We start from the raw sequence: 19,275 nt of genomic DNA, 5'->3' as shown, positions 1-19,275 counted from the left end.
GCGAGGATTCCGGTTAGGGCCATAATTGCTGCCAAGTATAACAGCCCGCGTCCGGTTCTACTCGCGGTGATGTTCAACTTCCTGCCGCTGAAAAATCACCTCCATGCGTGCGCCGCCGAGCGGGCTGGTCGTGGCGATTACCTGACCGGCATACTGCTCGAGAATATCACGCACTACCGCCAGTCCCAGTCCCTGACCGGGACGCAGCGTGTCGGCACGCTGGCCGCGCACAAAGATCAGATCGCGCTTGCTTTCGGGAATGCCGGGACCGTCGTCGTCAATCAACAGATGCAGCGCGTTTTCCGTCTGGCGCGCGCTGACCTCAATAAATTCGAGGCAGTATTTGCAGGCGTTATCCAGTACGTTGCCCAGCACTTCCATAAAGTCATTTTGATCGCCGATAAAGGTCAGCTCCGGCGAAATATCCAGCGTGATCTCAACGCCCTTGCGCTGATACACCTTATTGAGCGCGGAACACAGGCTATCCAGCAGGGCCGAGACCGAATGCAGATCGCGCTGCAGCGGGTTGTGATCCGCCTGCATGCTGGCGCGATGCAGGTAGTAGCCAATCTGCTGCGAGATGCGGCTGATCTGCTCGAGCATGACCGGCTCAGCCTGTTCGATAGTCAGCTCTTTGCCACCGCGCAGCGAGCGCAGCGTGCTTTGCAGCACCGCCAGCGGCGTTTTCAGGCTGTGCGTCAAATCCGACAGCGTGGTGCGATAGCGCGTGTAGCGCTGCCGTTCGTTGGTGAGCAACAGATTGAGGTTGCGCACCAGGCTGCGCAGCTCCTGCGGTGGGTTGTCGTCGAGATTTTCCCGGTGACCGGTTTCCAGTTCGCGCACCTGCGAAGTCAGGTGGCCAATCGGACGCAGGCTCCAGTGTGCCGCCAGCCACAGCAGCGGAATCACCAGCAGCAGATTGGCTGCCAGCACATAGCTGAACCACGACCACACCACGTCTGAGTGCTGCAGCTCCTGCGGGATCGAGTCCACCACCACAATGGTCAGCGCCGGCAAATTGGTGGTCGCGTCGTAGCGGTTAACCGCCACCGAGTGGGTGAAGGTGTCGTTGCTGTCACTGTCCAGCGCGTGCAGTCGCTGCTGTGCCTGCGGATTGTTACCCATCGCCGCCATACTGGTGCGATTGCTGGTATCGATCTCGTAAAAGTCTGGTTTCATCAGCCAGTCGCGGCGAATGTTTTTGCGGATTTCCGGCACGTCGCGCTGCTGCCACAGCAGCTTACCGCGCTCGTCATAGATGAATACCAGCGTCGGGAAATTGAGCGTCATGCGTTCCGGCTGGGCGATGGTGAGCTTGTTGTCTTTCCACTGTGCGAGGGTGAAGAACAGATTGCTCTCGCCGCGCATCACGCGATAGGTATTTTTATCAAAGCTGACGACATAGCCAATGACCGCCACCATGCCATACGACAGCGACAAAAACAGCACGATCGCCGCCGTCGCCAGCAGGAAACGCGCGCGTAAGGAGAAAGGGCGCTGACGGCGGAGCAGCTTCATAAATCAGAGATCAAAGCGGTATCCCTGGCCACGCACGGTGTTGATCACTTCGGTCGGGTGCAGCGCGAGAATTTTTTTGCGCAGCCGGCCCATCAGTACATCAATGGTGTGGCTTTCGCGCAGTTCCGCATCGGGATACAGTTGCAGCATCAGCGAGTCTTTGCTGACCACTTTACCGGCATTGCGGATCAGCGTTTCAACAATGGTGTACTCAAACGCGGTCAGCTTGACCGGCGCGTCGTTCACCGTAAGCTCGCGGCGCGACAGGTCAACCTGGAACGGCGGCATGGAGATAATCTGCGAGGCGTGTCCGCTGTTGCGACGCATCAGCGCCTGTAAGCGGGCGGCGACCTCTTCAATGTGGAACGGCTTGGTCACGTAGTCATCGGCACCGGCTTCCAACGCTTCAACTTTCGCCTGCCAGCCTTCGCGCGCGGTCAGCACCAGAATCGGCTGACGAATGGCGTCGCCACGCCAGCGGCGAATCAGCGACATGCCGTCTTCGTCGGGCAGGCCGAGATCGACCAGCGCGATATCGGGAATGTGTTCCTGCAGGAAATAGTCGGCTTCTTTGGCGTCTTCGGCGGCATCCACCTGATGACCCATGTCACGTAACTGGACTGCGAGGTGATGGCGCAGCAGGGCATTATCTTCCACAACCAGAACACGCATAGAATTTCCTTACCTTCAACTCAGTGATGATGGCGAAAAGTATACGCTACGCCAGCTAAACCGCAGATTAACACTCCGTTGGGATGCACTGGCAGGGGAACCTCAGCCACCACGTGACGTGCGTGACTGAGGTAACACCAACTTGCCATAGCCTGAGTTTTCAGAGCAAGGAATTACTTCAGGTCGTCAACCATCTGAATCGCGCGGCCGAGGTAGTTGGCTGGCGTCATCTGCTTCAGGCGCACTTTCTCTGCTTCCGGCAGCTCCAGGCTGTCGATAAATGCCTGCATACCGGCTGCGTCCACGCGCTTGCCGCGCGTCAGCTCTTTCAGCTTCTCGTACGGCTTTTCAATGCCGTAGCGGCGCATCACGGTCTGGATCGGCTCAGCCAGGACTTCCCAGTTGTGATCCAGCTCGTCCAGCAGGCGATCGCGGTTCACTTCCAGCTTGGAAATACCTTTCAGCGTGGCCTGATAGGCGATCAAGGCATAGCCGACGCCGACGCCGAGGTTACGCAGCACGGTAGAATCGGTCAGATCGCGCTGCCAGCGTGATACCGGCAGTTTGCTGGCCAGGTGCTGCATCACCGCATTGGCCAGCCCCAGATTCCCTTCGGAGTTTTCGAAGTCGATAGGGTTAACCTTGTGCGGCATGGTTGAAGAGCCAATTTCGCCAGCAATGGTTTTCTGTTTGAAATGGTTCAGGGCGATGTAACCCCAGATGTCGCGGTCAAAATCAATCAGGATGGTATTGAAGCGCGCGATGCAGTCAAACAGCTCGGCGATGTAGTCATGCGGCTCGATCTGCGTGGTGTACGGGTTCCAGCTGATGCCCAGCGAGGTTACAAACTGCTCGCTCAGCTGATGCCAGTCCACTTCCGGATACGCGGCGATGTGCGCATTGTAGTTGCCCACCGCGCCGTTGATTTTGCCCAGTACTTCCACCTTGCTCAGCTGACGGAGCTGGCGTTCCATGCGGTAGGCCACGTTGGCCATCTCTTTGCCCATGGTGGACGGCGTTGCCGGCTGACCGTGGGTGCGCGACAGCAGCGGAATGTCGCGATACTCCTGCGCCAGGCCCTTCACGGCGGTAATGATCTGGTTCCAGAACGGCACGATCACGTCGCGGCGTGCGGTTTCCAGCATCAGCGCGTGTGACAGGTTATTGATATCTTCGGAGGTGCAGGCGAAATGGATAAACTCAGACACCGCGTGCAGCGCCGGCACGTTGGCTACTTTCTCTTTCAGAAAGTATTCGACGGCTTTCACGTCATGGTTGGTGGTGCGCTCAATGGTTTTGATACGCGCCGCATCTTCTTCGCTGAAACCGGCGACAATTGCATCAAGGAAAGCGTTTGCGTCGGCATCAAATGCAGGAACTTCCTTGATCTCTGCGGTCGCGGCCAGTTTCTGTAACCAGCGAACTTCAACCTCAACGCGGAATTTCAGCAAACCAAACTCGCTGAAAATCGCACGCAGCGGGCTGACTTTATCGCCGTAACGACCATCGACAGGTGAGACGGCGGTCAGAGAGGATAATTCCATCAGTGCAACTCCTGAATCGTTAACAATTTAGGGCAGGGCGGCGCTTAATACGCCGGACCCAGCCGGGATAAAAGGGTTTTCGCTTCGCGCAGCAGACGCTGGCGCGCAAACATCAGCTGCAGACGACCGCCGCCGACCTGCTGCCACAGCACCGCCGCGCGGATACCGGCCAGCAGCGCAGCGCGAACTTTGCTCTGCACCTGCGAATTCTGCAGCACCTGCGGTGAGCCGGTCACCTGAATGCGCGGGCCGAGCGGGCTGATCACATCGACGTAAATGCCGGCCATGGCGCTGGTGATGGTGTCTGATTCCAGTTCGTAATGCGCCAGCTGACGATCAAGCTGGCTGATGCGCTGTGCCAGGGTGTTTAGCGCGGTTTTGTTACCGTGCAGTTTACGCTCCAGCACCATCAGGCTCAGGGTGTAACGCGTCAGGTCGGCGCTGGCACCCTGCCGGCTGCCGCTGTTCAGCACCGCCATCAGTGCTTCCAGCCCGGGTCGCAGGTTGGCTTCATCGTTGCCAAACACCGCCAGCGTTGAGCCTGGATTTAAATCCAGCAGGCTGCGCAGCGACACCTGCAGCGCCGCGTTGTTGCAGTGCCCCTGGTGTGCCAGCTGCTGCACCAGATGGGCTGCCTGGCAAACGCCGGCCAGCGCCAGCGTTATCTCATAATAGTTTTTAGCCACGCTTCACTCCTGTAGACGCGTCGGCAGTGCCGACTCAGGCTTCTGTCAGCGGCAGGCGCTGTTCAATAATACCGCCACCAAGACACACGTCACCGAGGTAAAATACCGCGGACTGGCCCGGAGTGACGGCCGCGACCGGCTCATCGAAACGCACTTCAATGCGATCGTCGCCGTGCGGAATGATCTCGCAGGGAATGTCGCTCTGACGATAGCGGGTTTTCACCGTGCAGCGCAGCGCTGCGGTCACTGGCTGGCGATCGACCCAGTGCAGCTGCTGTGCTATCAGGCCCACCGACATCAGGCGCGGATGATCGCCGCCCTGTGCCACAATCAGCGTATTGCGCGCGACATCTTTGTCGACCACATACCATGGATCGTCATTGCTCTCTTTGCGTCCGCCGATGCCCAGCCCTTTACGCTGACCCAGGGTGTGATACATCAGCCCCTGGTGTTCACCGACCACTTCACCGTCAACGGTTTCGATAATGCCCGGCTGTGCCGGCAGGTAACGACCGAGGAAGTCGCGGAATTTACGCTCGCCGATAAAGCAAATACCGGTGGAGTCTTTTTTCTTCGCCGTAATCAGATCGAGCTGTTCGGCAATGCGGCGCACCTCAGGCTTCTCCAGTTCGCCGACCGGGAACAGGCTCTGTGCAATCTGCTGGTGGCTGAGCGTGTAGAGGAAATAGCTCTGATCTTTGTTGCCGTCGAGACCGCGCAGCAGCTGGCTGGTGCCGTCGACATCGGCACGGCGCACATAGTGGCCGGTGGCAATGTAGTCTGCGCCGAGATCGTCTGCAGCGAATTCGAGAAACGCTTTGAACTTGATCTCTTTGTTACACAGAATATCCGGGTTTGGCGTGCGTCCGGCCTTGTACTCTTCCAGAAAGTGCTCGAACACGTTGTCCCAGTACTCAGCGGCGAAATTGATTTTGTGCAGTTTGATGCCGAGCTTGTCACACACGGCCTGTGCGTCAGCCAGATCGTCAGCGGCGGTGCAATACTCCTCGCCATCGTCTTCCTCCCAGTTCTTCATGAACAGGCCTTCAACCTGATAGCCCTGCTGCTGCAGTAACCAGGCGGAAACGGAAGAATCGACGCCGCCGGACATCCCGACGATCACTTTTTTCTGGCTGTTGTCAGACATGACGCACTCTTGATTACGATAAAAACAGGCGGCGCATTCTATCACGCGGAAGCGTTGTGCGCACCCTCATGAAACGGCCACTGATACGGGGCTATCAGCTGCAGCGGATAGCGGGCCCCCTGCTGCCATAGCCGCACGCTTTCGGCCACCAGCGGCGAACGCAGCGTCTCTGCGCTGAGAATTTGCGCGGGCGACAGCCACCAGCAGCAGTCAATATCGCTGTCGTGTGGCGTGGTGGTGACGGTGGCAGGCAGATCGAGGCCAAACAGAAAACGCACAAAAGGTGTATGGTCCGGGGCGATCCACTGCTGCACGCCGAGAAAATAGTCGGGCTGCGCGCTGATGCCGGTCTCTTCGTACAGCTCACGTTGCGCGGCTTCCAGCAGCGTTTCATCGGCCTCAAGATGGCCGGCTGGCTGATTCCAGGTAACGCGGCCGTCAACGCGCTCTTCCACCACCAGTAATTTGCCCTGCGCGTGCACCATACAGGCGACGGTTACATGAGGTTTAAACATCGTTCCTCCCAAATAGTTAACCTGACGTTATCGAAATGTATAAACTACGTCCGGTCGCTGATGTCGCGCCATTCGCCCGGTGCCAAATCCTGCAGCTGGTAATCACCCATGGCAAAACGGATCAGGCGTAATGTCGGAAAGCCAATGTGCGCAGTCATCCTTCGGATCTGGCGATTGCGCCCTTCATACAGCGTGATTTTCAGCCAGCAGGTGGGGATAGCTTTGCGCTCGCGAATCGGCGGGGTGCGCGGCCACAGCCACGCGGGTTCAGGCACCACTTCTGCGCCCGCCGGCAACGTTGGGCCATCGTTGAGGGTGATGCCACTGCGCAGGCGGGATAAATCTGATTCCTGCGGTACGCCTTCCACCTGAACGTAATAGATTTTGCCGGTGCGCTTGCCCGGCTGCGTCAGCTGCGCCTGTAGTGCGCCATCGTTGGTCAGAATCATCAACCCTTCGCTGTCGCGGTCGAGACGGCCTGCGGCATACACCTCGCTCACCGGCACAAAATCTTTCAGCGTGCGGCGGCCAGCCTCATCGCTGAACTGCGGCAGAACATCGAAAGGTTTGTTAAAGAGTATGACGCGACGCGGACCTTTTGGCCGCGTGTCACGCCGCGCGGGCTGGCGCGCCGGGGCAGCAGGGCGCTTATGCTGGTGAATTCGTTGAGAAGTTTTTCGCATGGGCTTTGCAGTTGGTAACAATCGGCGCATTATAGCGCGAAACTGCGGTGATTGGCGTGGCGGAAATATTCAAGTAGTATTGACGCGCATCTTACAAATCATTAACAAAAAATCGCTCGAAGGAGAGGTTAATGGAAAGCAAAGTAGTTGTTCCGGCGGAAGGTCAAAAAATCACCCTGGATCAGGGCAAACTGAATGTCCCGAATAACCCGATCATCCCCTACATTGAAGGTGACGGTATTGGGGTTGACGTTTCCCCGGTGATGCTGAAAGTGGTTGATGCCGCTGTGAAGAAAGCCTACAACGGCGAGCGAAAAATTTCCTGGATGGAAATTTACACCGGCGAAAAATCCGTCGAACTCTATGGCCAGGATGTCTGGCTGCCGCAGGAAACCCTCGATTTAATCAAAGAGTACCGCGTAGCCATTAAAGGCCCACTGACTACCCCGGTAGGTGGCGGTATTCGTTCCCTGAACGTGGCACTGCGCCAGGAACTGGACCTGTACGTGTGTCTGCGTCCGGTACGTTACTACAAAGGCACGCCAAGCCCGGTTAAACGTCCTGAAGATACCGACATGGTGATCTTCCGCGAAAACTCCGAAGATATCTATGCCGGTATCGAGTGGAAAGCCGGTACGCCGGAAGCGGACAAAGTGATCAAATTCCTGCGTGAAGAGATGGGCGTGAAGAAAATTCGTTTCCCGCAGCAGTGTGGTATTGGCGTGAAGCCGTGTTCAGAAGAGGGCACGAAACGTCTGGTGCGTGCCGCGGTTGAATACACCATCACCAATGACCGTGATTCCCTGACGCTGGTGCACAAAGGCAACATCATGAAGTTCACCGAAGGCTCTTTCAAAGACTGGGGCTACCAGCTGGTGAAAGAAGAGTTCGGCGGCGAGCTGATCGATGGCGGTCCGTGGATGAAGTTCAAAAACCCGAACACCGGTAAAGAGATCATCGTTAAAGATGTGATCGCCGACGCCTTCCTGCAGCAGATCCTGCTGCGTCCAGCCGAGTATGACGTTATCGCCTGTATGAACCTGAACGGTGACTACATTTCTGATGCCCTGGCGGCACAGGTAGGTGGTATTGGTATCGCACCGGGCGCCAACATCGGTGACGAGTGCGCACTGTTCGAAGCTACCCATGGTACGGCACCGAAGTATGCGGGCCAGGATAAAGTGAACCCAGGTTCCGTGATCCTGTCTGCAGAAATGATGCTGCGTCACCTGGAGTGGTTCGAAGCGGCTGACCTGATTGTTAAAGGCATGGAAGGCGCAATCGCTGCCAAAACCGTGACCTACGACTTTGAGCGTCTGATGGACGGCGCTAAGCTGCTGAAATGTTCTGAGTTTGGTGACGCGATCATCGCGAACATGTAATTTGCCCTGAGCAAATGCAACATGAAAGGGAGCCGCAGGGCTCCCTTTTTTTATGCTGGCAGCGGGAAGGACGTCATGTCATCACCGGTTTGCCATGCATGACGACCGTGCGCTGAGTGGCTTTAATCCGCCGGAGGCTGTAACTGAGCGATCTGGCTATCGCGCGCCTGCGACAAACGCCAGAAATCATTGCCGGCAGGATGCTGGTAAATCCGCAGCGAAAACTGACCGACGATGGCGTAGATGAATTCAAATATCGCCGACTGGGAATTCTCGTAATCAACCCACAGCACCGAGGAGGTAAAGCAATAAACCTCTACCGGCAATCCCTCCGGTGAGGGTTTCATCGCGCGCACCACGATATACATATCTTTTTTAATATCGTCGCGCTGTGCCAGCCAGGCGGTGAGATAGTGACGGAACACCGTGAGGTTGGTAATGCCGTTTTCCGCAAACCAGCGGTCACCGACCACGCTGCTATCGCGGCCATCCATCAGGATTGAAAGCTGCTCACTGACACCGCGAATCTGGCTCATCTGCTGCACCATTTGCTGATCGAGGAAGCGAATGGAGGTCTGGTCGAGATGAAAGCTGCGCATGATACGCCGCGCGCCGGAGGAGAACATCGCCTGCCAGTTGGTGTAGGTTTCAGTCAGGAAATTTTTGGTCGGGATCCGCGACAGCGTATTGTCCCAGTTGCGGATGGTGATAGTGTGCAGGGCGATATCAATCACTTCACCACTGATGCCGTTATCCGGCATTTCAATCCAGTCGCCAAGCTGCAGCACATCGTTCGATGACACCTGAATATTGGCCACCAGCGACAGCAGGGTGTGCTGAAACACTAACATCAATACCGCCGCGACCGCACCCAGACTGGAGATGATGATCACCGGCGATTTGTTCGACATGATAGCCAGAATCATGATGGCGGAAATGATGTGCACCAGGATCTTACCGATCTGGATATAGCCTTTTATCGAGTGGTTCTTACGCTTCGACTTACGCGAATAGGAGTTATTAACGATCTCCAGCACTTCGTTAAAGAACAGCGACAGATAAACAAAAAACAGAATGCCGCAGATGGTTTTCACCGCGATCAGCAGATGCTCGGGCAGGTCCGGCATAAACTGCAGCAGGTAATAGACAGTGATCACCGGAATAAAATTCGACAGCTTTTCTGAGAGCCGGACGTCTTTATCCAGCGGCACCTGGTTTTTATGCGTGCTAAAGAACACGCGGCGCACCACTTTTACCACGAAGAACTTGCAGATCAGATGGGTGACCATACCGGCAACCAGTAACAGCAGCAGGCTGAAGGTGGTGGAGAGCACCGTGTTGCCTTCAATAAACGTTTGTATGTCGCGTAAGTAATTCATTTTAACCACATGCCGGCCGGTTGAGGCGGGAATTCAAACATAAAGCGGCCACGGACGATAAGCGACGCGTGCGCAATAGTGTTGCTACGAGACCAGCGCTTTGCGTGCCGCCTCGGCAAGAAAATGGCTGCGGCTGCTGTAGCGCGCGTTATTACTGACCATCTTATCGATCTTCTCAATCAGCAGATGCGGCATAGTGATATTGATGCGCTCGGATTTGCCCAGATAGCGGGTGACATCAATATCAACGTAGATCCACAGGCCGGGCTGGCTAAATTCCTGCTGCCAGTGCTGCGCCGGCTCCGGAATCAATAAGCCTTTCTCCGCCATCAGTTCAAAGTGGGCATGCAGCGCAGATTGCGCATCCTGCAGCGTTTGCTCGGGCGTATCACCGGCAAAATAACAGCCGGTGACATCCGGAAAATAACCACTGGCCGAGCCGTCAGCGTCAATCTCTACCAAAGCGGGAAACAGCATCATGTCACCTCTGAGCAAGCGGAATAAAACCAGCATGGATCAATCCAGCCTGGCGTCTTTCAGAATCTGCATCAGCGTGCCTGTCTTCATATCCTTTTGCGGATGCGGCACGGTGATCAGATGAGCAAAATCCGGATGCGAAAACTGATGATGACTGCCGCGTATGCGCTCCAGCTTCCAGCCATTCTTTTGCAGCAGTTTAATCAGCGTCGCGCTCTTCATCGGACTTCCTGTAGGTGAAATTATACACACAATACACACTGATGCAAGGTGGTCTCTGCCATCTCATCGGCGGGTCATGGCCAAACTAACCGGGACGGCCGTGACAGGCACCCGTTGATGCTGCGTTCTGCGCGCTGTTTTCCACGGTTTTTTCCGCTGCGATAGGGGTTTGCGTAAAACTTTGAAACAGTTAACATCCCGGCACCGGCGCGCGTGCCATTTGCTGGCTGAACCGCTATCTTCAGCCTTCATCAATCCGGAGGTGCTATGCAAGGTGTGATCAAGTTTGTAAAAGGCTGGCTGATTTTTTCCCTGCTGTGGGGCATTTTCATGTGGTTTGTTTCCTGGCAGGCACAGGGCAAAACGCCGGGCATGATGATTGTCATGAGCCTGTATGCCGGTTTGATTTATCAGGCATTAATGACCATGGTGGCGCGTTACAAAGCGCGGCGCGCACAGGTCTGATTATTCACAACTGCCGACATAGCTTTGCGTCGTGCTGACGCTAATTTGCATGACATCCGGCAAGCTGAGCGCTCACTAATCAGCGTGTAAGGCGGGCAGGATGGGAAGAACGTTACTGACGGGGTGGTTTTTATTGCTGCTATCACTGGCGGCCAGTGCACAATTACCGGTAGGGCCTGTGGTGATAGCGGGGCAGCATGGGCGCCACCTGGCCGGGCACAGCAGTACGGCAGATGTCGCCGAGACGCCGGATGAACATATTCAGGAACGACGGGACGGCGTGCCGCAGCGGCATTGAGTATCGGGGCCGCACGGGCCCCGATTGCCGGGGATTATTTACGGCCCAGCAGGAAACCGACAATCACGCCGATGCTGGCGGCAACAGCCAGCCCGGTCGCCGGGTTGTCGCGTACCGATCTCACCACGCAGTCTGCTGCATCCTGCACTGCATAACTGGCCTGCGCCGGATAGCGTCGCGCGGCACCGCGTGCCTGATGGCGGCGTGAACCGGTGAACTCGCCAAATTTTTCCTGTACGGCACCCGCCGCTTCATTCAATTTTGCTTCCGCTTTATCGGTCATATTAACTCCCTGAGAGTGGTGAATGTCTCTTTCAGCGTAGACAGAGAAGTGCAGACCGGCAACCTGGTGGCTTTTCAGGATGTAACAGTGGTTTGCAGGAATCGGCATTGCTGTCCATACCTGGTAAGGACCACGCCAAGCTGCGCCAACCGCACGCAGCGCTCACTGAACGGAGGAGAAATGAAACGCGATATCCTGAATGAAGACGATTACGATGAAGTTTGCCGGGTGATTGGCGATGCGGTGATTGTCCTTTCCGAGTGCGGTCATGAAACCAGACGGGAGGAGATTGCCCGTTTGCTGCAGCGTACGCGCCACCATCGCGCCCACGACGAACGCGATGAACAGCGTATGCTCGAGCACGCGATTCGTCTGGTACGGCCTTAAGCGCAGGGCGTCACGCGGACGCCCTCACTGCTGGCCGCGATACGCCGGGTACCAGCTCACCAGAAAGTGGCGCAGATGATCAAAACACCATTCGGCATCGTCCGCCTGCTGGCAGTAATAGCGAATGGTGACCTTCTCATAGCGGCGATGGCGCTGCTGCAGCGGCGACCAGCTCCAGTCCAGCACCGCGCGCGCATAGTTGACCAGCGCGTCGCGCGGCATGCTGTGCTGCTGCTCCTGGCGGCGCAGATACATCTCAAAGAACTGATCGAGGCTCTGTGTCTCTTCGCTGCTACAGTCCAGCGTGGGGCGGAACGCCACATCGAGAAAGCCGCACACGCCATCTGCGCGCTGCTGCCAGTCACAGGCCAGCGTCATAAACAGGCCATCCTGCAGATTGACCTCTTCCAGCAGACGACGCAAATTTTCAGAATGTTTACCGGCGGCGATCTCATCAATGCGATCGGTTTCCAGCGTCAGGTCAAAACCGCAAGGGTTGACCGAGCCATCCGCGTCTCGGGTGGCCGGAAAGGGGAAATCGATATAACCGTTATTGTCCAGACTCTTTTCCATAATGCAGGTCCGCAGCATGACAAACGCTGACAATAAACCATCTGCGCGCGCCACGCACGGCTTATGGACACGTCCAGGTAATCATGGTGTTACGCGCCGGGTTGATCAGGCGGAACTGCTTGTCGCTTAGCCGCTGTGCATAAAAGCCTTCCGGCGTCACGCCAGAAGGGACATAGCGGAAACGGTCGGTGGAGTGCAGTGCGCCGCTGCTCAGCGTTACGCCATCGCGCGCCACCGAAAACGAATTCACCAAATCGAAAATGCGCCCTTCGGTGTGGCCCAGCGACTGACCATAGAGCGTTGCGACCTCGCCGGGGCAATCGACGCCTTTCGGCGTGGAGCTGCAGCCAGCCAGCAGGATAACTGTGAGTAGAAAACTGAGTCTTAACATGGTCCTGTTCCTGGTGCATTCCCTGATTTATGCTGGCCTGACGATGCGCGCCACTGATCCGATCATAGCATGTCTGACGCCACTGCCCATTTGCCATTTGTTTAATCGTTAAGCGGTAAGCATGTAAAGGGGTGACTTTGCTAGCAGATAAACGTTATTCTTGCCAGCGTTGCGCACCAGGTAAGCAAAACAAGGGTAAATCCATGAGAGAAGAAGAAGCCAGTTTAATGATTCTTCAGCACGCGATTGATAAGTTAGACGCCGACAAAAAACAGCAGGTGATGAACTGCGTGACGGCGATCCATGAAGTTATGCAGCGTTTCGATCCAGACGATGCCGGACTGGCGCTGATGCTGGTGGCCGCGCAGGTCGCGGCAGAGTAGCTCCATCCCATCCCGGTCTTAACCATTTATTTCACCCACCAGCCAGCGGTGAATCACCCGCACCATATATTGCTGCTGCTCTGCCGTTAACGGCTGATGCGCAGCAATGCCATGCCATTTTGCCAGACAGCCGCGGCAGCAGGTTGCCGTGGCGTGCTGGGCGATAAATACCGGATGGCCGCGCATTGGCGTCTGTTTACCATCATTCTTTGGTTCGGCTGCGGCCAGTCTTTGCTGGATAAAATCGGCCGCGTGTTGGTCGATCACCGCCGGGCCTTTCTCAATACAGTACTGTCGCTCTTTCGCGCCTAAATGGAAGCGGCGGCGAAACGGCGATTGCGCCAGCCGCGCGAATAATGCCTGTTCATCTCGCATAACATCCTCCTGACGCGATCTTAGCGCATTTTACTTAACTCGTTACAAAGATATCCCGATCGCATAAAACCTCACAAAATCAGCGATGTGGAGGCGTTCTTCCTGCCCGCACTGGCTGACCCGCGGTCGCAGATTACCGCACCGGCGGCGGTTGTATGTTACCCTCTGGCCAATTAAATTCCTGTAAAATCATGATCTAACCTCAGTGGAGAACCCCATGAAGGCGATAACCCTTGCCGCGCTCCTGATGGCCTGCCAGATTGCCCCCGCGTGGAGCGAAAGCGAATTCCAGATTACCTGCCCGGGCCGCCCCACCATGACGGTATCGCGTGCCGCTTACGGGCTCAGCACGCTGATGTGGCCAACCCGGCATTTCCAGATTGCCGCCGGGCAGCAGCGCACACATCTGCAGGACGGCGATAAGGTCGCCATCACCCGTTTCCGCAATGGCGATCAGCTGATCGTGAATAAAAACAGCGGCGAAACCTTTTTCGTCTACGCCGACAGCGATAAGCTGTTGCCCTGCAACCGCACGGAAAAACGCGATGCTGATATTCTGTCGCTGGAGCGCTACGACGACCGCCAGCACCCCTCTTCATAATGCCGCCACAAGGAGCCGACCATGCAATTAAGCGTTACGGATAGCGTCACGCATCAGGATCTGGATGAAATGCGCCTCGGCCTGAACGCCTTCAATAGCCGCTTTATTGACATCAATGAGATGAAAGCCATCGGTGTGTTCATTAAAGACGGCGCCGGGAAAAAGCTGGCGGGTCTGACGGGCTCAACCTATGGCAACTGGTTACGTATTGATATGCTGTGGGTCAGCAATGGGTTACGCGGGCAGGGCGCCGGCAGCCAGCTGATTCAGGCTGCCGAACAGGAAGCTCGCGCACGCGGCTGCCGTTACGCGCAGGTGGATACCGCCAGCTTTCAGGCGCGGCCGTTTTATGAAAAGCTTGGCTATACGCTACGTTTTAGCCTTGATCACTATCCTCGCGAACATCAGCGTCACTATCTGAGCAAGACGCTGTAATCACAGCAGTGGCTGCTGGCGCAGATCCAGCGGCGACTGTTCCGCTTCATCAATCGCGGCCAGCCAGCTCTGTAAATCGACCTTCGCCCAGGAGAGATGCCCGCGCGTGGTGCTCATCAGCACCACATCCGGACGCAGCGAGCGGTACAGCTCCAGCGACTGCTGCAGCTCCGCAGGATTACTGTCCGGCACCAGCACGCTGATCCAGCGATGGTAATCGCGCGTCAGGGTGTCGCCGACAAACAGGTAGGTCTGGCCGAGCGGTGAGTGATACAGGTAGCTGCAGCTGCCCGGCGTGTGGCCCGGCGTGGGCAGCAGGTGAAAGTCGCCAAAGTGCACGTCCTGATGCGTGAAGGTTTCGTCCGGCTCAATCACCAGGCTCACCGGGCCGAGCGAGCGGCTGTGGCAATACAGCGCACTATTGAAGCGCTGCTGAATGGCCCGCGCGCCCGGCGCGGCTTCGTGACAGTGGGTAAAATAGTGGCGAATCACGCCGCCCGCGTCCGCGAGCACTTCATGATCCAGCAGCTGCTCAACGCGGCCAATCAACAGGTTGCCGCGCGGATGGCGCAGCATAAACCCGTGCATCATTAAATCATTGGCCGTCTCTTCGGCGGGAAATTCCGGCGTGGAGATCCACAAGTCTTCGTACAGCGGCTTCAATAGCGGTCTCCTGCGGCAACACGTCAGCGCAACGTCGGATGGCCGGTAAAGGCTAACCGCGCGGCGCCCTGGTCAATCTCAAGCGTGGCGCTGGCGCCGAGCGGCAGCGTCACGGTATCGGCATCATGGCCAAACGGCAGATCGCTGATCACTGCAATCTGGTACTCGTCACGCAACCGCTGCCACACCGTGGCGAAATCAAAGCCGTTGTCGTAATCGGACAGGGCGGTGCTGGTGAAGCTGCCGGTGACAATGGCGCGCTGGCGCGCCAGAATACCGCTCTGCTGCAGCTGAATTAGCATACGCTCAATGCGAAACGGATGCTCATTCACATCCTCGATCACCAGAATGCCGTCTTCAATCTGCGGCAGCCACGGCGTGCCAATCAGGGAGCAGATCATCGCCAGATTGCCGCCCCACAGCGTGCCCTGCCAGCGGCCGCGATCCGGACTGGCGCTGTGCCACGCCAGATTGACTGTAGGAGATGTTAGCGCCTGCCAAAAGTGGCTGACGGTAAATTCAGATAAAGCCTCCGCGCCAAAATTGCCGGCCAGCATCGGTCCGCTGAAGGTGATTAGCCCGGTTTGCGCCAGCAGCGCCAGCTGAATAGCGGTGAAATCACTGTGGCCGCATAGCGCGACAGGCTGATTAAGCAGGCGACGCTGCAGCGCCACATAGTCGAGGTGATCGAGCAGGCGTGAGGCACCATAGCCGCCGCGCACCGCCAGTACGATATCCGGCAGCGACGCCAGCGACGCCAGTGCATTCACATCCTGCAGGCGCTGCGCGTCATCGCCGGCAAAACGCTGCCAGCGGCGCGTAATGGCTTCCGGGTTTTGCAACTGATGGCCTTCCGCCTGCAGGCGCTCCACCGCGCGCCGGGCGGCGTCCTGATTGTGACAATAACCGGAAGGGGCGATGAGGCGTATTGAACGAGGGGCGAGCATAACTTCCATCCTGCTGTCTGTTGGCCTGCCGATGATGACGAAATGCGTTACCGAAGTCACGGTAGCACAAGGTTTTTTACGTATTTAGGATAAACGGTAATTTTACCTTTTACCGTCATGGTTATGATAGCTTGCGCCAATCCTATAGCGGAACCGAAAATCAGTGAAAATTCGACTACTTATGCTGTCTGCTTTGCTGCTGGCTGGCTGTGCCAGCGAGCCGGAAAAACCGGTGACGCCGGAGAAGAATACGCCATTAACCCAGGCGCCGCCGTCGAAAGTGAATGATGCATGGTCACTGTTTACCGAAGATGCCGCCAGTCATTATGGCGTTGATGAGAAGCTGATCAGCGCCATTATTAGTGTCGAATCCGGGGGCAACCCAACCGTGGTAAGCCGTTCTAACGCGGTCGGGCTGATGCAGATCAAAGCCGCCACCGCCGGACGCGAGGTGTATCGCGCACAGGGACGCCACGGCCAGCCGAGTAACTCCGAGCTGCGCGACCCGGCGAAAAATATTGATATCGGCGCGGCCTATATCCGGATTCTGCAGGATTCCGCATTGGCGGGCATTCGCGATCCGCTGACGCTGCGCTATGCCACCATTGTTTCCTATGCCAACGGTGCCGGCGCGCTGCTGCGCACCTTCTCGCGCGACCGCGATCGCGCCATTGCAATGATCAACGCCATGACGCCGGATGAGTTCTACCAGCACGTGCAGAACAAGCATCCGGCCGCCCAGGCGCCGCGCTACCTGTGGAAAGTCACCACCGCCTATCGCACCATCGGCTAATGCCGCTGGCGGGGCTCAGTGCTGTGCGCGCTCTGCCGCAGCCTCATTTGAGGCATCGCTGAGGTTAATGCGCGGCAGCACGCCGCCGGTGAACTCCACGCGGCGCATCGGGAAGGCGAAACGAATCTGTTTCTGCTCCAGCTGCGCCATCAGTTGCAGGTTAATCTCCTGCTGAATGTCCATGTATTTGTTGTAATCGGCGCTCAGCACAAAATAGACCACCTCAAACGTCAGCTGCGATTCGTCAAACGACAGGAAATGGGCGCGATCAAAACGCGTGTCCGGCACGCCTTCAATAATGCGTTGCACCATGCCGCCAATCTGCCGCACTTTCTCCGCCGGCGTGCCGTAATTAATCCCGAACTTAAACACGATGCGTCGCTGCTGCATGCGTTTGTAGTTGTGGATGGTTTGCTGCAGCAGAATGGTGTTGGAGCAGACAATCTGTTCGCCGCCGAGACTGCGCAGCCGGGTGGTTTTCAGGCCAATGTGCTCAATGGAGCCAGCGATGTCGCCGAACACAATAAAGTCGCCGTGCTCAAAGGGCTTATCGAAGCCAATCGCCAGCGAAGCGAACACATCGCTCAGCACCGTCTGAATCGCCAGCGCGATGGCGATACCGCCGACGCCGAGGCTGGCCACCAGCGCGGTGATATTGATCCCCATATTGGAGAGGATCGCCAGCAGCATCATCACCCACACCACGACGCGCAGCAGAATACCGAGGATCACCGTGGTGACCGGATTGCGCACGTGCAGCGGATCGCGCAGCAACGAGTGCAGCCACAGGCGAATGCCGCCGTCGATCCACAGCGTGAGCTGCAGAATCAGCGCCAGGAACCAGCCGTGGGCGATGGCGACGCTCCAGCTGTCCGGCAGATCGACAAATTTCAGCGTGATCAGCAGCGAGAAGATCAGCAGCAGCAGCTGACTGGTGCTGCGCAGAATCTCCACCAGAATGCCAGTGAAGCGCACGTGGCGCTGTTCGCTGTAGTGGGCGATGCGGTTAGAGACAAAACGAATGACGGTGCGCAGCAGCCAGTAAACAATCAGCGTGCCGAACACAATGATGGCGCTATTAATCCAGAAGTTTTGATTGAGAAAGATAAGTTGTAAACGATGGGCAGAAAGCCAGTTTTCCATTGGGGAGAATCTCCTTGCTGGGAGCCGGTGAAAAGAATGTGCAAGGAGAAAGCATAGACTACGCTGGCGTCGCGCGGGACGCCGGCGGTTTACTGGAAGCGATTGGCCTTGTCGCGCGCCAGCCGCTCCAGCGCAAAAATCACCTGCTGCAGCTGACGCTCCTGCACCGGTTCGATGGCGGTAAAACGGAAGCTGAGCCGCGGCGTGATGCGGGTTTCGTTCTTGCTGGTCACGGTGCTGCGCTCGCCGATGTGCAGCAGCTGTGCGGTCACTTCGAACTGGCCATACTCGCCCAGCTCAACGCGCAGCTTTTTGAAGGTATCGCCACGGTTAAGACCTTCCGGCAGCGCCTCATCCAGCAATACGCCGACGCCGCCGAGCGACAAATCCTGCAGGCGAAAGCGCGCGGTGCTGCCGTCCGGCCACTGGCTGTGGCAGTAAAATACCGGTTCGAGCGGCGCGTTGACGCGAAAGAATTCCCGGCGCTGAATCTGCCACACCAGGTCGGGCAGCGCGGCGGCAAAGGCGGGCAGGCCGTCATAATCGATGCGGGTTAATCCCTGCAGCCCAAACTCCACTTTGGCACCGTGGGTTTCGGCCGCAATATTCACTTCGCCACCCTGCAGTGCCAAATCATTGTCCAGCGCGTTGCTGCCGAGATCAAAAATCACCCGATCTTCATCCGCGGCCAGCAGCCGGCTGATGAACTGACCACGGGAGAAATTGACCATCAGCAGGGTTTGATAACGCAACAAATCCTTCATCACGTTCAACACCGCTAGCGTACCGCGCTTGAGATATTGTTCTTTATCGGCGTCTTTCACGTCCTGCTCCACCTGTCCGATTGCTATTTTACGAGTGCCACTGCTCTTCGTCGGTTATCGACCGGGGCGGTAAAAGCTTTAGCCGGCGTGAACGAATTCATCATGATGTTGATGTAGCAGAGAAAAAATTCCCGGCTATACTTAGCGCGATGAACACCTTGATTCATAACGTAAGGAGCAGCAAATGGGTATTCTTTCATGGATTATTTTTGGTCTGATTGCCGGGATTATCGCTAAATGGATCATGCCAGGTAAAGATGGCGGCGGATTTATTTTGACCGTGGTACTCGGGATTGTCGGTGCGGTGGTGGGCGGCTGGATCAGTACCCTGTTCGGCTTTGGCCGGGTCGACGGCTTCAACTTTGGCAGCTTTGTGGTCGCGGTGATCGGTGCCATTGTGGTGCTGTGGATCTACCGTAAAGTCCGCAGCTGACGCCAAATCACGATTCAACAAGATCCGCAGTCCCGTCCGGGGCTGCGGATTTTTTT

The 19,275-nt window shown here is 56.9% G+C and carries 26 protein-coding genes; 8 read left to right on the top strand and 18 right to left on the bottom strand.

The window, feature by feature from the left end:
- Nucleotides 1-57: 57 nt before the first annotated feature.
- From phoQ to rluE, 7 genes are all read right to left on the bottom strand, one after another.
- Nucleotides 58-1,518 carry a two-component system sensor histidine kinase PhoQ gene (gene phoQ, locus CBW22_RS20530; protein ID WP_088517709.1) on the bottom strand — a complete coding sequence of 487 codons (1,461 nt, stop codon included), beginning with the start codon at nt 1,516-1,518 and terminating at the stop codon, nt 58-60.
- Between the two features lie 3 nt (nt 1,519-1,521).
- Nucleotides 1,522-2,190 carry a two-component system response regulator PhoP gene (gene phoP, locus CBW22_RS20525; RefSeq protein ID WP_010617222.1) on the bottom strand — a complete coding sequence of 223 codons (669 nt, stop codon included), beginning with the start codon at nt 2,188-2,190 and terminating at the stop codon, nt 1,522-1,524.
- Nucleotides 2,191-2,363: 173 nt separating this feature from the next.
- Nucleotides 2,364-3,734 carry an adenylosuccinate lyase gene (gene purB / locus CBW22_RS20520; RefSeq protein WP_088517708.1) on the bottom strand — a complete coding sequence of 457 codons (1,371 nt, stop codon included), beginning with the start codon at nt 3,732-3,734 and terminating at the stop codon, nt 2,364-2,366.
- Between the two features lie 44 nt (nt 3,735-3,778).
- Entirely contained in the window at nt 3,779-4,420 is a 642-nt protein-coding gene (gene hflD, locus CBW22_RS20515) for a high frequency lysogenization protein HflD (RefSeq protein ID WP_088517707.1), read from the bottom strand.
- A gap of 34 nt (nt 4,421-4,454) precedes the next feature.
- Nucleotides 4,455-5,567: a tRNA 2-thiouridine(34) synthase MnmA gene (gene mnmA / locus CBW22_RS20510; RefSeq protein WP_088517706.1), complete on the bottom strand. Its 1,113-nt coding sequence runs from the start codon at nt 5,565-5,567 to the stop codon at nt 4,455-4,457.
- A gap of 41 nt (nt 5,568-5,608) precedes the next feature.
- On the bottom strand, nt 5,609-6,082 hold the full coding sequence (locus CBW22_RS20505) for an NUDIX domain-containing protein (RefSeq protein ID WP_031279253.1): 474 nt from the start codon (nt 6,080-6,082) through the stop codon (nt 5,609-5,611).
- Between the two features lie 44 nt (nt 6,083-6,126).
- Entirely contained in the window at nt 6,127-6,795 is a 669-nt protein-coding gene (gene rluE / locus CBW22_RS20500) for a 23S rRNA pseudouridine(2457) synthase RluE (protein WP_088517705.1), read from the bottom strand.
- Between the two features lie 101 nt (nt 6,796-6,896).
- On the opposite strand from rluE, the gene icd reads away from it, so the two are divergent.
- A complete protein-coding gene (gene icd / locus CBW22_RS20495; protein WP_010617214.1) occupies nt 6,897-8,147 on the top strand; it encodes an NADP-dependent isocitrate dehydrogenase in 1,251 nt (416 codons plus the stop codon).
- A gap of 122 nt (nt 8,148-8,269) precedes the next feature.
- Here icd and CBW22_RS20490 read toward each other — a convergent pair whose 3' ends face one another.
- The 3 genes from CBW22_RS20490 to CBW22_RS20480 all read right to left on the bottom strand — a co-directional run bounded on the left by CBW22_RS20490 (nt 8,270) and on the right by CBW22_RS20480 (nt 10,225).
- The gene (locus CBW22_RS20490) at nt 8,270-9,526 is read right to left on the bottom strand and encodes a mechanosensitive ion channel family protein (RefSeq protein WP_088517704.1); all 1,257 of its coding nucleotides are present in this window, start codon (nt 9,524-9,526) and stop codon (nt 8,270-8,272) included.
- Nucleotides 9,527-9,610: 84 nt separating this feature from the next.
- A complete protein-coding gene (locus tag CBW22_RS20485; protein WP_088517715.1) occupies nt 9,611-10,003 on the bottom strand; it encodes a type II toxin-antitoxin system HicB family antitoxin in 393 nt (130 codons plus the stop codon).
- A gap of 39 nt (nt 10,004-10,042) precedes the next feature.
- Nucleotides 10,043-10,225 (bottom strand): type II toxin-antitoxin system HicA family toxin, encoded by a 183-nt coding sequence (locus CBW22_RS20480; RefSeq protein ID WP_058757609.1) that lies wholly within the window; start codon nt 10,223-10,225, stop codon nt 10,043-10,045.
- Nucleotides 10,226-10,492: 267 nt separating this feature from the next.
- On the opposite strand from CBW22_RS20480, the gene CBW22_RS20475 reads away from it, so the two are divergent.
- Nucleotides 10,493-10,690 (top strand): DUF6404 family protein, encoded by a 198-nt coding sequence (locus tag CBW22_RS20475; RefSeq protein WP_088517703.1) that lies wholly within the window; start codon nt 10,493-10,495, stop codon nt 10,688-10,690.
- A gap of 332 nt (nt 10,691-11,022) precedes the next feature.
- On the opposite strand, the gene CBW22_RS20470 is transcribed toward CBW22_RS20475, so the two are convergent.
- On the bottom strand, nt 11,023-11,271 hold the full coding sequence (locus CBW22_RS20470; RefSeq protein ID WP_021506368.1) for a DUF883 family protein: 249 nt from the start codon (nt 11,269-11,271) through the stop codon (nt 11,023-11,025).
- A 180-nt stretch (nt 11,272-11,451) separates the two neighbouring features.
- On the opposite strand from CBW22_RS20470, the gene CBW22_RS20465 reads away from it, so the two are divergent.
- Nucleotides 11,452-11,658 carry a DUF2767 family protein gene (locus CBW22_RS20465; RefSeq protein WP_058769647.1) on the top strand — a complete coding sequence of 69 codons (207 nt, stop codon included), beginning with the start codon at nt 11,452-11,454 and terminating at the stop codon, nt 11,656-11,658.
- A gap of 24 nt (nt 11,659-11,682) precedes the next feature.
- On the opposite strand, the gene CBW22_RS20460 is transcribed toward CBW22_RS20465, so the two are convergent.
- Together CBW22_RS20460 and CBW22_RS20455 are read right to left on the bottom strand one after the other, a co-directional pair.
- A complete protein-coding gene (locus CBW22_RS20460; protein WP_058769856.1) occupies nt 11,683-12,231 on the bottom strand; it encodes a hypothetical protein in 549 nt (182 codons plus the stop codon).
- A gap of 61 nt (nt 12,232-12,292) precedes the next feature.
- Complete coding sequence (locus CBW22_RS20455) at nt 12,293-12,622, bottom strand: hypothetical protein (protein ID WP_088517702.1); 330 nt, start codon at nt 12,620-12,622, stop codon at nt 12,293-12,295.
- 203 nt (nt 12,623-12,825) lie between these two features.
- On the opposite strand from CBW22_RS20455, the gene CBW22_RS20450 reads away from it, so the two are divergent.
- The gene (locus tag CBW22_RS20450; protein WP_031279245.1) at nt 12,826-13,005 is read left to right on the top strand and encodes a hypothetical protein; all 180 of its coding nucleotides are present in this window, start codon (nt 12,826-12,828) and stop codon (nt 13,003-13,005) included.
- Nucleotides 13,006-13,023: 18 nt separating this feature from the next.
- Here CBW22_RS20450 and CBW22_RS20445 read toward each other — a convergent pair whose 3' ends face one another.
- Complete coding sequence (locus tag CBW22_RS20445; RefSeq protein ID WP_010617204.1) at nt 13,024-13,380, bottom strand: DUF4186 domain-containing protein; 357 nt, start codon at nt 13,378-13,380, stop codon at nt 13,024-13,026.
- Between the two features lie 217 nt (nt 13,381-13,597).
- Here CBW22_RS20445 and CBW22_RS20440 point away from each other — a divergent pair, with 217 nt between their 5' ends.
- Nucleotides 13,598-13,981, top strand: coding sequence for a hypothetical protein (locus tag CBW22_RS20440; RefSeq protein ID WP_058780734.1), 384 nt, complete (start codon nt 13,598-13,600; stop codon nt 13,979-13,981).
- A 21-nt stretch (nt 13,982-14,002) separates the two neighbouring features.
- A complete protein-coding gene (locus tag CBW22_RS20435) occupies nt 14,003-14,416 on the top strand; it encodes a GNAT family N-acetyltransferase (protein WP_088517701.1) in 414 nt (137 codons plus the stop codon).
- Here the strand turns inward: CBW22_RS20435 and CBW22_RS20430 are convergent, their stop codons facing one another.
- Together CBW22_RS20430 and ldcA are read right to left on the bottom strand one after the other, a co-directional pair.
- Nucleotides 14,417-15,079, bottom strand: coding sequence for an MBL fold metallo-hydrolase (locus CBW22_RS20430; protein ID WP_088517700.1), 663 nt, complete (start codon nt 15,077-15,079; stop codon nt 14,417-14,419).
- Nucleotides 15,080-15,102: 23 nt separating this feature from the next.
- The gene (ldcA, locus tag CBW22_RS20425) at nt 15,103-16,026 is read right to left on the bottom strand and encodes a muramoyltetrapeptide carboxypeptidase (RefSeq protein WP_058776494.1); all 924 of its coding nucleotides are present in this window, start codon (nt 16,024-16,026) and stop codon (nt 15,103-15,105) included.
- 163 nt (nt 16,027-16,189) lie between these two features.
- On the opposite strand from ldcA, the gene emtA reads away from it, so the two are divergent.
- Nucleotides 16,190-16,819 (top strand): membrane-bound lytic murein transglycosylase EmtA, encoded by a 630-nt coding sequence (emtA, locus tag CBW22_RS20420; RefSeq protein WP_072208977.1) that lies wholly within the window; start codon nt 16,190-16,192, stop codon nt 16,817-16,819.
- Between the two features lie 15 nt (nt 16,820-16,834).
- Here the strand turns inward: emtA and CBW22_RS20415 are convergent, their stop codons facing one another.
- Nucleotides 16,835-17,962 (bottom strand): mechanosensitive ion channel family protein, encoded by a 1,128-nt coding sequence (locus tag CBW22_RS20415; RefSeq protein WP_088517699.1) that lies wholly within the window; start codon nt 17,960-17,962, stop codon nt 16,835-16,837.
- A gap of 89 nt (nt 17,963-18,051) precedes the next feature.
- Nucleotides 18,052-18,786, bottom strand: coding sequence for a flagellar brake protein (locus CBW22_RS20410; RefSeq protein WP_058757616.1), 735 nt, complete (start codon nt 18,784-18,786; stop codon nt 18,052-18,054).
- A gap of 184 nt (nt 18,787-18,970) precedes the next feature.
- Here CBW22_RS20410 and CBW22_RS20405 point away from each other — a divergent pair, with 184 nt between their 5' ends.
- Complete coding sequence (locus CBW22_RS20405) at nt 18,971-19,219, top strand: GlsB/YeaQ/YmgE family stress response membrane protein (RefSeq protein ID WP_021506355.1); 249 nt, start codon at nt 18,971-18,973, stop codon at nt 19,217-19,219.
- The last annotated feature ends 56 nt before the right edge of the window (nt 19,220-19,275 follow it).

The sequence above is a fragment of the Pantoea sp. VS1 genome (assembly GCF_002207995.1).
Lineage (GTDB): Bacteria > Pseudomonadota > Gammaproteobacteria > Enterobacterales > Enterobacteriaceae > Pantoea > Pantoea dispersa.
The sequence above is the reverse complement of the archived record's forward strand: the minus strand, read 5'-3'. Positions and strand labels throughout refer to the sequence as shown.

What these genes read in the sequence shown, in the direction of transcription:
- phoQ (WP_088517709.1), bottom strand. Translation starts at nt 1,518, where the DNA reads ATGAAGCTGCTCCGCCGTCAGCGCCCTTTCTCCTTACGCGCGCGTTTC.
- phoP (WP_010617222.1), bottom strand. Translation starts at nt 2,190, where the DNA reads ATGCGTGTTCTGGTTGTGGAAGATAATGCCCTGCTGCGCCATCACCTC.
- purB (WP_088517708.1), bottom strand. Translation starts at nt 3,734, where the DNA reads ATGGAATTATCCTCTCTGACCGCCGTCTCACCTGTCGATGGTCGTTAC.
- mnmA (WP_088517706.1), bottom strand. Translation starts at nt 5,567, where the DNA reads ATGTCTGACAACAGCCAGAAAAAAGTGATCGTCGGGATGTCCGGCGGC.
- CBW22_RS20505 (WP_031279253.1), bottom strand. Translation starts at nt 6,082, where the DNA reads ATGTTTAAACCTCATGTAACCGTCGCCTGTATGGTGCACGCGCAGGGC.
- rluE (WP_088517705.1), bottom strand. Translation starts at nt 6,795, where the DNA reads ATGCGCCGATTGTTACCAACTGCAAAGCCCATGCGAAAAACTTCTCAA.
- icd (WP_010617214.1), top strand. Translation starts at nt 6,897, where the DNA reads ATGGAAAGCAAAGTAGTTGTTCCGGCGGAAGGTCAAAAAATCACCCTG.
- CBW22_RS20490 (WP_088517704.1), bottom strand. Translation starts at nt 9,526, where the DNA reads ATGAATTACTTACGCGACATACAAACGTTTATTGAAGGCAACACGGTG.
- CBW22_RS20485 (WP_088517715.1), bottom strand. Translation starts at nt 10,003, where the DNA reads ATGCTGTTTCCCGCTTTGGTAGAGATTGACGCTGACGGCTCGGCCAGT.
- CBW22_RS20480 (WP_058757609.1), bottom strand. Translation starts at nt 10,225, where the DNA reads ATGAAGAGCGCGACGCTGATTAAACTGCTGCAAAAGAATGGCTGGAAG.
- CBW22_RS20475 (WP_088517703.1), top strand. Translation starts at nt 10,493, where the DNA reads ATGCAAGGTGTGATCAAGTTTGTAAAAGGCTGGCTGATTTTTTCCCTG.
- CBW22_RS20470 (WP_021506368.1), bottom strand. Translation starts at nt 11,271, where the DNA reads ATGACCGATAAAGCGGAAGCAAAATTGAATGAAGCGGCGGGTGCCGTA.
- CBW22_RS20465 (WP_058769647.1), top strand. Translation starts at nt 11,452, where the DNA reads ATGAAACGCGATATCCTGAATGAAGACGATTACGATGAAGTTTGCCGG.
- CBW22_RS20460 (WP_058769856.1), bottom strand. Translation starts at nt 12,231, where the DNA reads ATGGAAAAGAGTCTGGACAATAACGGTTATATCGATTTCCCCTTTCCG.
- CBW22_RS20455 (WP_088517702.1), bottom strand. Translation starts at nt 12,622, where the DNA reads ATGTTAAGACTCAGTTTTCTACTCACAGTTATCCTGCTGGCTGGCTGC.
- CBW22_RS20450 (WP_031279245.1), top strand. Translation starts at nt 12,826, where the DNA reads ATGAGAGAAGAAGAAGCCAGTTTAATGATTCTTCAGCACGCGATTGAT.
- CBW22_RS20445 (WP_010617204.1), bottom strand. Translation starts at nt 13,380, where the DNA reads ATGCGAGATGAACAGGCATTATTCGCGCGGCTGGCGCAATCGCCGTTT.
- CBW22_RS20440 (WP_058780734.1), top strand. Translation starts at nt 13,598, where the DNA reads ATGAAGGCGATAACCCTTGCCGCGCTCCTGATGGCCTGCCAGATTGCC.
- CBW22_RS20435 (WP_088517701.1), top strand. Translation starts at nt 14,003, where the DNA reads ATGCAATTAAGCGTTACGGATAGCGTCACGCATCAGGATCTGGATGAA.
- ldcA (WP_058776494.1), bottom strand. Translation starts at nt 16,026, where the DNA reads ATGCTCGCCCCTCGTTCAATACGCCTCATCGCCCCTTCCGGTTATTGT.
- CBW22_RS20415 (WP_088517699.1), bottom strand. Translation starts at nt 17,962, where the DNA reads ATGGAAAACTGGCTTTCTGCCCATCGTTTACAACTTATCTTTCTCAAT.
- CBW22_RS20405 (WP_021506355.1), top strand. Translation starts at nt 18,971, where the DNA reads ATGGGTATTCTTTCATGGATTATTTTTGGTCTGATTGCCGGGATTATC.